Source organism: Parabacteroides sp. ZJ-118, from assembly GCF_011038785.1.
Taxonomy (GTDB): domain Bacteria; phylum Bacteroidota; class Bacteroidia; order Bacteroidales; family Tannerellaceae; genus Parabacteroides.
Map to the genome: position 1 here is coordinate 55,454 of NZ_JAAKDT010000002.1, position 15,186 is coordinate 70,639.

At 48.1% G+C, this 15,186-nt stretch carries 8 protein-coding genes and 3 riboswitches; of the genes, 3 read left to right on the forward strand and 5 right to left on the reverse strand.

The genetic code is table 11. The features are described from left to right. The first annotated feature begins 63 nt into the window (after window positions 1-63). Complete coding sequence (rnr, locus tag G7Y39_RS01170; protein ID WP_165154249.1) at window positions 64-2,247, forward strand: ribonuclease R; 2,184 nt, start codon at window positions 64-66, stop codon at window positions 2,245-2,247. Window positions 2,248-2,374: 127 nt separating this feature from the next. Here rnr and nrdG read toward each other — a convergent pair whose 3' ends face one another. After that, window positions 2,375-2,875: an anaerobic ribonucleoside-triphosphate reductase activating protein gene (gene nrdG, locus G7Y39_RS01175; protein ID WP_165154251.1), complete on the reverse strand. Its 501-nt coding sequence runs from the start codon at window positions 2,873-2,875 to the stop codon at window positions 2,375-2,377. A gap of 12 nt (window positions 2,876-2,887) precedes the next feature. Then, window positions 2,888-5,095 (reverse strand): anaerobic ribonucleoside triphosphate reductase, encoded by a 2,208-nt coding sequence (locus G7Y39_RS01180; RefSeq protein ID WP_165154253.1) that lies wholly within the window; start codon window positions 5,093-5,095, stop codon window positions 2,888-2,890. Window positions 5,096-5,357: 262 nt separating this feature from the next. After that, window positions 5,358-5,559: riboswitch (cobalamin riboswitch) on the forward strand. 50 nt (window positions 5,560-5,609) lie between these two features. Between G7Y39_RS01180 and G7Y39_RS01185 the strand changes: the two genes are divergently transcribed. Continuing rightward, window positions 5,610-7,793: a TonB-dependent receptor gene (locus G7Y39_RS01185; RefSeq protein ID WP_165154255.1), complete on the forward strand. Its 2,184-nt coding sequence runs from the start codon at window positions 5,610-5,612 to the stop codon at window positions 7,791-7,793. A 97-nt stretch (window positions 7,794-7,890) separates the two neighbouring features. Here G7Y39_RS01185 and G7Y39_RS01190 read toward each other — a convergent pair whose 3' ends face one another. From G7Y39_RS01190 to G7Y39_RS01200, 3 genes are all read right to left on the reverse strand, one after another. Next, window positions 7,891-8,988, reverse strand: a complete 1,098-nt coding sequence (locus G7Y39_RS01190; protein ID WP_165154257.1) for a sirohydrochlorin cobaltochelatase — start codon at window positions 8,986-8,988, stop codon at window positions 7,891-7,893. A 22-nt stretch (window positions 8,989-9,010) separates the two neighbouring features. Further along, window positions 9,011-11,074, reverse strand: a complete 2,064-nt coding sequence (locus G7Y39_RS01195) for a TonB-dependent siderophore receptor (protein ID WP_165154259.1) — start codon at window positions 11,072-11,074, stop codon at window positions 9,011-9,013. A gap of 110 nt (window positions 11,075-11,184) precedes the next feature. Continuing rightward, a riboswitch (cobalamin riboswitch) is annotated at window positions 11,185-11,384 on the reverse strand. Window positions 11,385-11,472: 88 nt separating this feature from the next. Next, window positions 11,473-12,270: a DnaJ domain-containing protein gene (locus G7Y39_RS01200; RefSeq protein WP_165154261.1), complete on the reverse strand. Its 798-nt coding sequence runs from the start codon at window positions 12,268-12,270 to the stop codon at window positions 11,473-11,475. Between the two features lie 666 nt (window positions 12,271-12,936). Then, window positions 12,937-13,144, forward strand: a riboswitch (cobalamin riboswitch). A 37-nt stretch (window positions 13,145-13,181) separates the two neighbouring features. Here G7Y39_RS01200 and G7Y39_RS01205 point away from each other — a divergent pair. After that, window positions 13,182-15,185 carry a TonB-dependent siderophore receptor gene (locus G7Y39_RS01205; RefSeq protein WP_165154263.1) on the forward strand — a complete coding sequence of 668 codons (2,004 nt, stop codon included), beginning with the start codon at window positions 13,182-13,184 and terminating at the stop codon, window positions 15,183-15,185. Window position 15,186: the final 1 nt, after the last annotated feature.

The window sequence follows — 15,186 nt, forward strand, 5'->3', positions numbered from 1 at the left end:
TAGCATGCAGAACGGAGGCATACTCTTGTCTCCACACGTAACAAATGCTAATGATTACACAGAATGGCAAAGAATAGACCCGTAAAGAAAGATAACAAGGAGAAAAAAGGCAAAAAGGGCAAAGGATCTGGTAAACGTATGAAAAAAGAAGCGATGATCCAAGCCATCATTTCCGTTTTCCAATCCTCTCCCAGGGAACCTTTCAACTATAAACAAATCAGCAAGATCATCGGAATCGAGAACCAAGTGCAGAAATTACAGGTGGTAGATATTCTGTATGACTTGTCTGCCGAAGACATCATCACCGAGATCGATCGTGGCCGCTACCGTCTGAATGGATTGGGAACCACGGCCGTAGGGACTTTCACACGTCGCAGCAATGGAAAGAATTCTTTCATTCCCGAAGACGGAGGCACACCGGTATTTATCGCCGAACGTAATTCCGGACATGCCATGGATGGCGACAAAGTAAAAGTACAGCTTTTCGCCAAACGTAAAGGCGCCGAGCCGGAAGGTGAGGTCGTGGGAATCCTTGAGAGCAAGGAACGTACTTTCGTAGGCAAACTCCAAGTAGCCAAGGGATTCGCCTTCTTGATCACGGAAAACAAGACGTTGGCAAACGATATTTTCATCCCCAAAGATAAACTGAAGGGAGGAAAGAACGGTGACAAAGCGATCGTACGTATCGTGGAATGGCCGGATGAAGCCAAGAACCCGTTGGGTGAGGTCATCGATATCTTAGGCATCGCCGGACAGCATACCGCCGAGATGCATGCGATCCTTGCCGAATTCGGATTGCCTTACAAATATCCTTCCTCGGTAGAGAAAGCGGCGAATAAGATTCCGGAAGCGATCTCTCCGGAAGCGATCGAGAATCGGGAGGATTTCCGGGGGATAACGACCTTCACGATCGACCCGAAAGATGCGAAAGACTTCGACGATGCCCTTTCCGCACGCCGTTTAAATAACGGGAACTGGGAAGTTGGCGTACATATCGCCGATGTGACGCATTATGTGAAAACGGATAGCATCATCGATAAAGAGGCGCAAAGCCGTGCGACCTCCGTTTATCTGGTAGACCGTACGATACCGATGCTTCCCGAGCGACTTTGCAACCAAATATGCTCTTTACGTCCCGGCGAAGAGAAATTATGTTTCTCCGCGGTCTTCGAGTTAAATAGCGATGCCATGGTACAAAACTCCCGGATCTGCCGCACGATCATCAAGAGCGACCGCCGCTTCACCTATGAGGAGGCACAAGAAGTGATCGAAACCGGCGAGGGAGATTATAAGGAGGAGATCCTAGCCTTGAACGATCTTGCCAAGAAATTGAGAGAACGCCGTTTCAAGAGTGGCGCGATCAACTTCGACCGCTACGAGATTAAATTCGAGATCGACGAGCAAGGGAAACCGATCCGTGTTTATTTCAAGGTCTCAAAAGACGCGAATAAGTTAATCGAGGAATTCATGTTATTGGCAAACCGTACCGTAGCCGAGTTCGTAGGCCGTCCTCCCAAAGGAAAGGCGAAGAAGACATTCGTTTATCGTATCCATGAGCTTCCGGATCCGGATAAGATGGAGAATTTCGCCTCTTTCATCCGACGCTTCGGCTATAAGTTGAAAATAGACGGCACGAAGACGGATGTCTCCAAAGGAATCAACTCCTTATTGGACAACGTACAAGGAAAGCCCGAAGAGAACCTGATCGAGACAGTAGCGATCCGTGCCATGCAAAAGGCCCGTTACTCCACGGAGAATATCGGCCACTACGGTTTGGCTTTCGAATATTATACGCATTTCACCTCTCCCATCCGTCGTTATCCGGATATGATGGTACACCGATTGTTGGAACGTTATCTAGCCGGTGGCCGTAGCGTTATACAAAAGAAGTATGAGGATTTATGCGACCATTGTTCCAGCATGGAGCAAGTAGCCGCCAACGCCGAGCGTGCGTCTATCAAATACAAGCAGGTGGAATTCATGCAGGATAAACTCGGCATGGTATTCGACGGCGTTATCTCCGGTGTCACCGAATGGGGGCTTTACGTAGAACTGAACGAGAACAAATGCGAGGGGCTCGTACCTATCCGTGATCTGGATGATGATTACTACGAGTTTGATGAGAAGAATTATTGCTTATTAGGCCGTCGCAAGAAACATCAATATCGTTTGGGAGACCCGATCACGATCAAAGTAGCGCAAGCGAATTTGGAACGTAAGCAACTTGATTTCCAATTGGTGAAATAGGGCCTTTGCCCAAAGTAAGTAGCTGATTATAATCAACAAGGGAACATGATATATTTCACCTCCATTGCAAGATACTACGTGATTGAATACGTCCGCGACAAAGGAAACCCCAAGGGCATGGACGAGGTTAAATGAAAGGATCGTACTGGTAGTTCACGACTTCCTTTTTATGCAAAGAGGCTTGTACGTCGATTAACCGTTGGTTGCTGCTTCCCCGGAATAAAAGGCCCTCATCCCGAAGGGCCTGTTTGTAGCGGCCATCCACCAATACGTCGATATAGGACAACAAGGCGGCTTGCGCCGGATTCTTTATCAGGTCCTCGAACTTATAGCCCGTGTAGCACCAGATCGTCTTTTGGCTTTTTGCCTTGATCGCCTTGGCTACCTCGGTGAAGCCTTCCGGCTGGAACATGGGATCCCCGCCGCTGAAGGTGACGTTGGCGAACTCGTCGGCCAATACTTTCTCCACGATCTCTTCCGTTTTTACGTTCTTCCCTTTATGGATGTCCCACGATTCGGGGTTATGACAACCCGGGCATTTGTTCGGGCAACCCGCCGCATAGATGGCGGTCCGGAATCCCGGACCGTCTACGGTGGTATCTTCGATGATATCTAGGATAGACAACATGGTAATTGAACTTTAGTTGTGGGTGACACGGTCGTTTAGCTCAGATAGCTTGGCGTTGTTCCAACGGTCAGTGGTTCCTACCAAGTAACCGGTGATGCGTTGCAGTTTATCCAAATGTTTGCTGCCGCATTTCGGGCAGGCCACTAGATTCGGGGTGGAGTTCTCATAGCCACAATCCAGGCAACGGTTCCGGTTATGGTTTACGGAACCGTATCCGATATTGTATTTGTCCATCATATCCACGACACGCATGATCGCTTCGGGGTTATGCGTGGCGTCGCCATCCATCTCTACATAGAAGATATGGCCGCCGCGGGTCAAGTCGTGATAGGGCGCTTCCACTTCAGCCTTATGACGGGCGCTGCACTTATAATATACCGGGACGTGATTGGAGTTCGTATAATAATCCCGATCCGTGATGCCCGGAATCGATCCGAACTCCTTACGATCTTTTCCCGTGAACTTGCCGGATAAACCTTCAGCCGGAGTTGCCAATACGCTATAATTGTGTTGGTATCGCTCCGAGAATTGGTTGACGCGATCCCGCATATACGTAACGATCCGTATGCCCAAGGCCTGCGAATCCTCGTCTTCGCCATGATGCTTGCCTGTGAGGGCTACCAAGCATTCGGCCAGCCCGATAAAGCCGATGCCCAAGGTGCCTTGGTTGATGACGGAGGCGATCGTATCGTTCGGCTTCAATTTCTCCGAGCCTATCCACAAGGAAGACATCAACAACGGGAATTGTTTCGCGTAAGCGGTTTTTTGGAACTCCATACGTTCATGCAACTGACGGGCCGTGAGTTCCAACAGATGATCCAGCTTGGCGAAAAACAGGGCGATACGCTCTTCCTTGCTTTCGATCGGCATGCACTCGATCGCTAATCGTACGATATTGATCGTCGAGAAAGAGAGATTGCCTCGTCCGATAGAAGTCTTCGGCCCGAAACGATTCTCGAACACACGGGTACGGCATCCCATGGTCGCTACCTCGTGGATATAGCGCCCGGGATCGTCCGCTTTCCAATCCTCGCTTTGGTTGAAGGTCGCGTCGAGATTCAAGAAGTTCGGGAAAAAGCGACGGGCGGTAACCTTACAGGCTAATTGGTAAAGATCGTAGTTGCGGTCTTCCGGCAGATAGCTTACGCCTCGTTTCTTCTTCCATATCTGGATCGGGAAGATAGCGGTCTCGCCGTTACCTACGCCTCTGTAAGTGCTTTTTAATAACTCCCGGATAATGCAACGACCTTCCGCGGAGGTGTCAGTTCCATAATTGATGGAGCTGAATACCACTTGGTTGCCTCCCCGTGAATGGATCGTGTTCATATTATGGATAAATGCCTCCATCGATTGGTGTACACGGCTTACCGTGCGGTTGACGGCATGTTGTATGATGCGTTTGTCACCGCTTAGTCCATCCAGGGTCTGGGTTAGGTAATCGTCGATAGGTTTATTGTATAAGTGGGAGAAATCCTGTCCGTATAAATCCTCTAAGGTCTTTATTTCCTCGATAAAGCTATTACGTACGTAAGGAGCCAAGTAGAAGTCGAACGCCGGTATCGCCTGTCCGCCATGCATCTCGTTTTGGGCAGTCTCCAGAGAGATACAGCCAAGGATACTTGCGGTTTCGATTCGTTTAGCCGGGCGTGATTCGCCATGGCCGGCGGAGAACCCGCATTTCAGGATGCGGTCCAACGGGTGTTGCACGCAGGTCAAGCTTTTAGTCGGATAATAATCTTTATCATGAATATGGAGATAGTTGTTAGATACGGCTTCCTTGACCTCTTCGCTCAATAAATAGTCATCGACAAACGGTTTGGTGGTCTCACTGGAGAATTTCATCATCATGCCGGCGGGGGTGTCAGCGTTCATGTTCGCGTTCTCACGGGTGATGTCGTTGGATTTGATATTGATGATCTCCAAGAACATGTCCCGTGTTTTCGCCTTGCGGGCTATACTTCGTTGATTCCGGTAAGCGATATATTTCTGCGCTACATCTTTCCGGCTGCTGGCCATCAATTCCAGTTCCACGGCATCTTGAATCGCCTCTACGGTCATTTGAGGCTCTCCCTTGAATGAGATATGATCCGTGATCTGACGGATCAGTTGCATATCTTCTCCCTTGTCTGTATGCAGCATGGCTTTACGGATAGCGGTTACTATCTTCTCCTCGTTGAAGCCGACGATGCGCCCGTCCCGTTTAACAACTGTCTGTATCATGGTGTCGATTAATTTGTGATTGATTATGTGCGCAAAGGTATCTTATTACTGCGTATGATTTTCTTTTTGGAAAACTTTTTACTAATTAAAATATGTTAATCGCCTAATGGATAGTGTGTTGAAAAAAGTTTTGGAAAACTCTATGTCTTGTATGGTTGTTTTTCTTTCCCTTTTTGGCGATAGGATACATTAAAGACTTCCCTTTGTAAAGCTTTGAAAGCACATAAACCGGGATATGTTTTTGTTTATATAAAATAATTTATACTTTTGCCCCCGCTTTGGTGATGACGTAAGACCATTCGGTTTTGTCATAAAGAGGGAATCCGGTGCGAATCCGGAGCAGTGCCCGCTACTGTAAGCCTTTGTAAAGTAGAGAACATTTCTCATGCCACTGTCCGCGAAGGGCGGGAAGGCCGTTTTCTACGAGGTAAGTCAGGAAACCTGCCAAACGTTTTTTATTGCTGTTTTTCTCGGGGTCAGGAAAGCTGAAATATATACATAATAAGAATCGTTTATGAAAAGAAAGTGTTTGTGCACGGCTTTAGCTGTAAGTTGTGCGATAAACGTGTCGCTCGCGCAGGTACGTTTACAGGGTAAAGTCGTGGATGAAAGTAATGAACCCATCCCGGGCGCAAATATCCGTGTGTCGGAGTCATTGAATGGTACGACCACGGATGCCGGCGGAAAATTTGAGCTGAACCTTCCGGATGGTAACTATCGCATTCGCGTGACTTACCTTGGCTATGAGCAGGGTGTGTATCAAACGGATCACTCAGAAAAAGAGGTCGTCATTAAGTTGAAGGAGAAGTATGTGAATATCGATCAGGTGGTGGTAACCGGTACCGGTTCGCATCGCCGCATGAGTAATTCCCCTGTTCCCGTGAAAGTGCTTACGGGAAAAGACTTGAAAGAGGCGAGCGTAACCAACTTCCAAGACGCGATGACCAAGCTGAATCCGAGTATCGTATTTATGGAAAACGGACAGGGTGCCACGATGAATATGAACGGATTGACGGAGAAATACGTGGTTATCCTGGAAAACGGTAAGCGTTTGGCCGGCGATGATACCTATTCCCGTATCGATATGTCTGACGTAAAGCGGGTAGAGATCTTGAACGGGGCCGCTTCCGCTTTGTATGGTAGCGATGCGATCGCCGGCGTTATCAATATCATCACGGATGATTCCCGCAATAGGGTGAACGTAACGAGCAATAGCCGCTATGGCAGCAAGAACCAATTCTTGCAGACGGTCAACGCGGACGTGAATGTCGGGAAGTTCGGTTCGTATACCTCTTATCAATATCAACGGGCCGATGGCTGGCAGTTAAATCCCTATACGGAGAGTAAAGGAGAGTTGGTTCCTACCAATAAGCAAGCTTCCGAAGGATTCCACCGGAACGTGGTCAACCAGCGTTTCACGTACGACGCTACGGATCGTTTGTCTTTTTATCTGCGCGGTACCTTCTTCGGGCGTTCCAGCGATCGTCCGATGCCGATGGATAAAGTGAATACGACCAATTATGACATGAGAAGAGAGACGTTCACTTACGGGGCGGGCGCTCAGTATATGATTCATAAGAACTCTTATTTGAACGCGGATTATCTGTCGGACAATCATAGTACGTACAAGGACTTCTTTGACGGAAAGAAAAGTGGGGAGAGTGACATGACGAAGCGGATTCATTACCATAACTTGAATGTCAAGGGAATCTTCCGTCTGGGCAAGTATAATAAGCTTTCGGCAGGTACGGAGTTCATTAAAGAATTGCTGAGTAGCGAGACCGATAACATAACGGGCAAAAGTATGTACACAACCGCTCTTTATGCGCAAGACGAGATCAATATCAATGAGCATTTCCAAGCGTACGCGGGTTTGCGCTATATTTATCATGAGAATTTTAAGAGTTATGCGACTCCCAACGTGGCTTTGCTGTATAAGATAGGCGGTTTTAATTTTCGCGGATCGTATGCGGGCGGTTTCCGGACACCCGAATTGAAGGAGTTGTATACGGAGTCGGAGAAGAAAGCGTCCGGAGCGACTCGCCTTGTGATCGGTAATCCGGATCTGGACCCGGAAAAGAGCGACAATTTCACGTTGAGCGCTGAATATACGATGCGGTATTTCTCTTTGTCCGTATCCGCTTTTATGAATAACGTGCGTAGCATGATTAACTATAAGATGTTGGATACAGCGGAACGGGATGCCTATAACGCCGCTCATGGTACGGACTATGATGAGATACAGATGCGTGCGAATATCGATAAGGCGAAGATCAAAGGTATTAACGTCACCTTCAATAGTTACCTGGGCGCGGGTTTTACCTTGAATGGCGGCTATAGTTTCGTGGATGGGAAAAACGTATACGCGGATGAGCCTTTGGATAAAACCGTTAAACATAGCGGTACGGTAGCGGCTATGTGGTCTCATACTTGGAACAAGTATAAGCTGAACGTGAATTTCAACGGACGTATCCAAGGGGAACGTTATTCGACTTCTTATGGATACGCGCCGAAATACTCCTTGTGGAACCTCAATACGAGCCATACGTTCAGAGCCGGTGATTTCTTGTTGGAACCGGGAGTAGGTATCGAGAACCTTTTTGATTATGTAGACGATCGTCCGTTTAACTATAATTATGCGACGTTGACTCCGGGACGTACCTATTACGTCAGCCTCCTTGTTCGTTTCAAGCGGTAAACGGCCAACTTATATAATAGTGTATAGGGGAGATTTTGAGAATTGAAAATCGGTTCAGACAGTATTCCCCGATTCTCAATTCTCAATTCTCAATGATTTACTGGTAGTCTTCTCCCGTTTCCCAAGCCTCAGCGTCGTTATATAATGCTTTCAGGTGGTTCACCCAGATCTGGCGAACAGCGTCGTAATCGCCTAAGCCTATGATCTTACAATTCTCCAAGCTTCCGTTGTGGCTTTCTTCCGTGTCGATCTTGAAGCCCATCTTCAAAAGTTTCAGTCTCCAGCAAGCGTCAGCGTCAGGAGCGGCAGCGCTGGAATCATCACCCTCCTCGATACCCCAAAGGTCATTATGCGCATGGTCTCCGGCGATAGACATGAACGGCGCTAAAGAGATCGTGATCTCCTCCGGTCTTAAGTTGTGATCCTCGCAGTATTTGGTAAGTTTGGAATAAACACATTCCGGATTGGGTTCACCCTCTTCCGGCCAGAATAACATATCTCCGTAATCTACGGTGCCTATGAATACATTCTTGTTAGCGGTCAAAGCTTGCATAGCCTTTTCTGTTTCCGTATATTTCGTGTTCGCGTTATAGTTTTTATCCGGGTTACCATGTCCCATTAATAAAAGGATGTTTTTGTTATCAGCCAATTTATCACTGTAATGACTGTACAGAACTTTCGCTACGGCCTCCACATCATCCTCGTCGTATACCAAACAAGGGCTTTTTACGACTTGAACACTGGGGAAAGACTCGATCATGAATTTCTTCTTTACGTCCGTATTCATCAGGCTTAGATACTCCTCACCCGGGATGATGTGTAAGGACTGTACCGCTACCTTCTTGTAACCGGCATTTCCTAGAGCTTGTAGCCAAAGGTCCGGTTGGTAACGTGCGATACCGGTCTCCGCCTCTACGCGATTCACACAAGTGCGGGAGGTGAAAGACAAATAGATGTCCGCATCGGGGAATGCGTTCTGAAAATCGGCGAGTGTAGCGTCGTAGGTCTTGATAGACTCTTTAAATGTGCTACCGAATGTACACAACAAAATCGCCGTGTCATGTTTCTTACTCGCTTTTACGACCTCTTCCGCCGGGTTCGCGGTATTGTCGTCGTCTCCATCATCACAGGAGGTAAAAACTGCGCTCGAGGCAAATAGGCTCGCCGCAAGCAAAAGGTACTTGAATTTGTTCATTGCATTTAACTTTTAAGGTTGTTTACAATTTATGTTTATTCTGAAATTTCACGATAACGGAGGCGTACCAAGTTCGTCCGGGAGACGTGGTCCCGCGATGGCGTCCGAACGGGGTACGGTCCACATAATCGAAGATATTGTCGACTCCGACATGGATATCCAGGTTCCATTTTCCCTTTCTCAATAGGTTATGACGGGTATTCAACCGCCATAACTGATAGCTTTTCCCATTACCGTCCATGAGATAAAAACGGGTGGACTGATATCGGCCGAATAAGGTGACATCCAATTTATACCTTTCCCACGCATGGTTCCACGCCAGTTTCCAATTGGCATTGTGGAATGAGGTTCCGTTGATCGGGGTGTAGAGCATATAGTTCGGGTCGTCCGGATCATCCGTATATTGCGCTTTGGCATCTGTATAGCTATAGCCTCCACCAATAGCCAAGGAGGATAGGATTTGATAGGTCAGCGATAGATCTCCCCCGAAAGAGCGGGCTTTTGATACGTTCTTGTGTTGCATGCTGGCCTCTATCTCATCCAATCGGTCTTCGGCGCTTGTCGGGATCTCGATCAAGGCGATCATGCCCTTGATACGGTTGTAGAACCCTGTTACCGTGATTTGCAGGTTCGACGCATGGTATTCCACGCTCGCCGAATAATAATTGGACTTTTGCGGCTTTAAATTCGTATTGCCGTAGTAATGCTTCCACGGGCCGCCTCCGATCTGCGTGATATAATCATCGTGTAACTCTTTTAAAGTAGGAGCCTTAAATCCATTTGAGTATGTGGCTCGGATGTTGAAATCTCCTAATTTATACAGGAGGGAGACTTTGGGGGTAAACGTGGCCCCGAACTCCTGGTGTACGACAAAGCGTCCGCCTACTGTCATGTTCAACTGATCCGTCGGGTTCCACTCGTCTTGTACATAAGCGGAAGCCGTGAATACGGAGGCTGTCCCGTTCTCGATGCGCCGGGGAGATTCCAAATGATCGTATTGATATTCGAGTCCGGCGCTTAGGATATTGCTCTCACCGAGGTGGAATACGCTTTTTGCCTGTCCCAGGAAACGTTGTTGAGAGGTTTCCAGGATATGTTCCCCCGGATAGCGGGTGATGCGTAAACCTGTTTCCGGATCAAAGAAGTTCGTGACATCTTTGTGGTGGTAATTATAGAAATAGCTGTAGTTACCATACGTCAGGTCTACCGAAAGGAAATCCAGCCCGCCCAACGTGTATTTAGCCCCTCCGGCCACATCGAAGTTCCGGTAAAATTGGTCATAGGTATAATACTTGAACGCGCCGTGCGGACGATAATTCCATTTCTGGTAAAAAGAGCCATCGGCCGAAAGGCTCAGCCGGTCGTTCACTTTATAGATCAAGTTCTCCCTTAGCGTGAAGTTCGTGGATCGGTTTACGGTCCGTGTCACGCTTCCGTCCATGATCTCGTGATGGTCCCATTCCTGGGTTGTGTTTCGCCAGCCGTCCGTATGGGTCGCGCTGAGCGAGGTCGTGGAATTCAGCCTCTTATGTCCGAAGCCGATTTGTACGCTTTCCGACAGATCTCCATGCGATCCGACACGAGTCGTATTCGACACACTCACTTTATCCCGGTTCTTTTTCGTGATGATATTGATAACACCGGCGATAGCATCCGAGCCATACAGGGAAGAAGCGGCTCCTTTTACGATCTCGATACGCTCGATATTCGCGGGGTTGATAATGCTTAAGTCGTTTTGTCCACCGGTATCTCCATTGATCCTTTTGCCATTGATAAGGATCAAGATATAATCGTTGCCTAATCCGTTCATCTGGATACCACTGCCCATATCACTCGGATTAAAGGTGATGGACGCGTTCAATCCTTCCAGGATATCCTGCATACTACGTCCTTGGTAACTGTCAAGGGCCTTCCCGGTGATAACCTCTGTTTGTACAGGGGCGTCTTTCAGGTAGTGTTCGGTACCTGTACCGGTAACCACGACCTCGTTCAACAGCACGGAAAGCTCCTTCGGATCTTTCAATATGCTTTGGGCGCACACGGATTGTACGCACGCCGCCAAAATAGCGAATGCAAAAAGCCTCATATAGTGTTTCATTTGTACACGAAATAAAACAACAAGCCTCTATCGATAATGCCTCAAAAAATAAATTGAATCGTTTTTTGTATGACACATACTTCTATCCTGGAAGCTTGATGTTATTGTAAGACCTTAGCAGGTATTCTGGCTTTCCTCTGGTTAGAAACCTTCCCATTCCCCGAAAGGGAACAGTGGTCATCGAACTTCTAACCAACCTAAAGAGGATTTACAGCTGCAGGAACAGCTCCGGATTCTCACCGGATTCCCTTACGCCAGGCTACGTGGTAGCCCGGTTGCTAAAATCGGGGGCAAAAGTACAAATGTTTTCTAATATTTAGAAAATATACATGAAAAAAGTTTTTCTATAAACAGCATTACGTTTTCGCGAGATCGTTTGCCGAATCTTACTTCAATCCTCTCGATTGATAGATTCTTTCCTTCGCCTCATTTATTTTCTGGAACTTCTCATTGGCGGCCTTGCGGATGTCTTCTCCCAAACTGGCTACTTTGTCCGGATGGTGCTTGACGGCCATCCGGCGATAGGCGGCGCGGACTTCCTCGTCCGTGGCGGTCGGTTCTATCTCTAACACCTTGTAGGCATCGTCCAAGGAGTTTCCCTTTAGGTTCAACATGGATTCTGCCTCTTTGTCAGACATTCCCATCACCATCGCTACCTCTTTCAAGGCATTGATCTCGGCTGTGCACACGTTGCCGTCACTCTTAGCGATCTCGGCGAGGAACGCGAGCAGTTGCAGCCGCTCCTCATAACTTAGGTTGTACGCGATCTGGGTCCCGCATTCCCGGATGGTATTCTTGAATCCTAGGCTGTTCTCTTGCTCCATGCGCTTGGCTTGGTCGAAAAGCTTTAGCAATATCTCCTCCCCTTGGCTTACGGCGATCTCGCCGAAGTTCCTCCGGAGGAATTGACGGACATATTCCATCTCGCTGTGCATGATTCTCCCATCGGCGCGGATGATATAGGAGGCCATTACCAACATGGAGAAAAGGAAACCGTTACGCTCCCCGGCGTATGAGTCTCTTCGTGTAGATTGATCATCGTAATTGGTCCCGCCGCCGAAGGGCTGTCCCGTCATGTCTGCCCCTTCCTCAAAGAAAGAGCCTAATATAACACCGGCTAAAGCGCCCAGTGGCCCGAATGCCATGAATCCCAAGACACCGCCTATCCATTTTCCGATACCCATATTGCTGTTTATCTCATTTGTTGATTACCGATGCGCGATATTCGTAAAAAAACGGGAGATATGCAAATGTGAAAGGCGGGTACGATACAATCGCTAACCCTCATTATCGATAAGGCGCCTAAATCGCCTTTCTCCTTTCTTTATGCCTCTTTTTATGGGCAAATCGTGACAGCGACTTTCCTGAGATCGGGCAAACCGGAAGCCAAGAGGGGCCACAAAAGGCTCTTTTAGGTGGGAATATTACCGTTTTCAGGTACGAAAGGCGACGAAAACCTACACATTCAGTCGCGTTGGGCAACTCCAATGCCTGCCGCCGGGCATTGTAAATTGCCATGAATAGGGTTGTCAACCGCCGTGAATAGGCATTGTAACCTCGTTAGAACCCAGCCGTAACCCTGTGGAATCGCCCGAAGAGGTCAATGGATATGCGTTCGGATGAATGGTTTTCGCTAGAACAAAAGGGCGTTTTTCGGTATCCAGCTAAAGATGAATTGATTAAATATATTTTAACGTAGATTTGAAGAGGCCCTGTCCCTTGGCCCGGAAGAATCGATTCTCCGGGACTTCCGTTTACAAAATGTCAAAATGTCAAATTCCTGATTCAAACACAACGAAGGCTTGATCGAAGGGGCGCGGATTTTAATCGGATTTTAAAAAACATTTCTTACCTTCGCGTCCGGTCAAGGTGTAGCCGCTATCCGTTCCGGTAGTGGCTAGTAAAAGGGAATCCGGTGCGAGTCCGGAGCTGTACCCGTAGCTGTAAGTCCTTGTAGCCCCGGCGAATCTTGTTGCCACTGCCTATATCGGATAGGTGGGAAGGTAGCCGACAGAGGGTGGACGAGCCAGAAAACCTGCCATGATCTTGTTATGCGACGTTTCGGGTGAAGACGTTGGTAAACCTGGGAATTATTATGCGGGATTTATATCTTACAAGGTGCCTGTGCGTTTTCAGCGTATGGCTATTGTCTTTGGGAGTCGTTTCCGGTCAGCAGATTGATACGACGGCCTACCACCAACTTTCCGGAGTGGAAGTGGTGGAGAAGGTGCGTCCGTCGGTCACTCGCGAAGGCGCGCCTTTGCAAATCATGGACCGGGCGGGAATCGATCGCTTGGGAGTGCAAGACCTATCCGAGGTCGTGAAACGCTTCTCGGGAGTTACGGTGCAGGATTATGGGGGGATCGGAGGTCTGAAAACGGTCTCGGTACGTAGCCTGGGGGCGAAACATACCGCCGTCAGCTACGATGGGATAACGATTACGGACGCGCAAAGCGGACAAGTCGATATCAGCCGTTTCTCCTTGGATAACGTGGAGATGGTTTCCTTGTCCATCGGACAATCGGATGACATCTTCCAAACGGCAAGGGTGTATGCCTCGGCAGGAGCCTTGAATATACAAACCGGGAAACCCGCGTTTAAAGATAAATCGTTTAATACTTATCTCAAGGTCAAGGGCGGTTCCTTCGGGCTTTTCAATCCCGTGCTGCATCATGATCAGAAATTAGGGAAGCGTTGGAGCGCGTCCTTACAAGGCGACTTCGCACGTGCGGACGGGCGATATCCCTATACATTAATCAATGGGGATTTGGAGACGAGAGAGAAGCGCAGAAATAGCGATATCCGTTCTTATCATTTGGAAGGCAATCTCTTCGGCGATTTGGGGAAGGGAGGCGAATTTTCCTTTAAGGCCTACTATTTTGATTCGGAGCGGGGGCTTCCCGGTTCTATCAATTTATACAACAAGAACACTTCAGAGCGATTGTGGGATAATAATTTCTTCGTGCAATCGGGGTATAAGAACAGGCTCGATGAGAAATTCACGCTGCGGGCCCTGGCTAAGTATAATTATGCTTTTACTCGCTATCTGGATGTAAATGACAAGTATGCGGCAGGGGAGCAAGTCGATTTGAATACACAGAATGAGTATTATGGCTCCGTGGGTTTGCTGTATACTCCTATAAAGCATGTCTCGGCGACGTTAACAACGGATTTAACTCGCTCCATGCTGGACAATAATTTCGTGAACGGTCCCGATCCGAAGCGGATGGCCTCTCAATCGGTACTGGCGGCGCAATATAAGGATAGCCGGCTCACGGCCACCGGAAGTCTGTTAGGGACGTACATTACGGATAAGGTAAAGCAAGGCGAGAAACCGGCGGATAGAAAACGTTTGTCACCGGCGGTGAGCCTATCTTGGAGGCCTTTTCCGGAGAGTACGTTACGGGTAAGAGCCTCTTATAAGGATATCTTCCGGGTCCCGACTTTTACGGATCTATATTATCTGCGTATGGGAAATACCGACTTGAAGCCGGAAGAGACCTCCCAATACAATGTAGGCGTAACCTGGAGCGCTTCCTGCGATGATGGGTCGCGGCATTTTGCGATCTCCGCGGATGGATATTATAACACCGTGAAAGATAAGATCGTGGCGTTACCTACAATGTATATCTGGCGGATGATGAACATGGGGGAGGTAGATATTAAGGGGGCGGATGTGAATCTCTCGGCACAATTCTCGTTACCGTTGAAGATGGAATTGCTTTTAGCTTCTACCTATTCGTATCAGTATGCGGTAGATATAACGGATCCGGAGGCCAAGAACTATAAGGATCAGATACCCTATACGCCTCGTCATTCGGGAACGGTGTCCGTTTCCTTGGAGAATCCGTGGGTGAATCTCTCTTACATATTAACCGCGGTAGGAGATCGTTATGCCTTGCCACAAAATATCGATCGGAACAGGATTGACTCCTATATGGAGCAAAGCATTTCCCTAAACAGGAATTTCCGTTTCCGTCATTTTGGCTTACGCCTGCAAGGTGAGTTATTGAATCTCGCGAACGTGAATTACGATGTGATCCAGTATTATCCGATGCCGGGACGTTCCTGGCGATTAAGTGTATGTTTGTCTTATTAAT

Bases quoted from the DNA above. Each gene is read 5' to 3' on its own strand.
- rnr (WP_165154249.1), top strand. From the start codon at position 64: ATGGCAAAGAATAGACCCGTAAAGAAAGATAACAAGGAGAAAAAAGGC.
- G7Y39_RS01180 (WP_165154253.1), bottom strand. From the start codon at position 5,095: ATGATACAGACAGTTGTTAAACGGGACGGGCGCATCGTCGGCTTCAAC.
- G7Y39_RS01185 (WP_165154255.1), top strand. From the start codon at position 5,610: ATGAAAAGAAAGTGTTTGTGCACGGCTTTAGCTGTAAGTTGTGCGATA.
- G7Y39_RS01195 (WP_165154259.1), bottom strand. From the start codon at position 11,074: ATGAGGCTTTTTGCATTCGCTATTTTGGCGGCGTGCGTACAATCCGTG.
- G7Y39_RS01205 (WP_165154263.1), top strand. From the start codon at position 13,182: ATGCGGGATTTATATCTTACAAGGTGCCTGTGCGTTTTCAGCGTATGG.
- G7Y39_RS01200 (WP_165154261.1), bottom strand. From the start codon at position 12,270: ATGGGTATCGGAAAATGGATAGGCGGTGTCTTGGGATTCATGGCATTC.
- G7Y39_RS01190 (WP_165154257.1), bottom strand. From the start codon at position 8,988: ATGAACAAATTCAAGTACCTTTTGCTTGCGGCGAGCCTATTTGCCTCG.
- nrdG (WP_165154251.1), bottom strand. From the start codon at position 2,875: ATGTTGTCTATCCTAGATATCATCGAAGATACCACCGTAGACGGTCCG.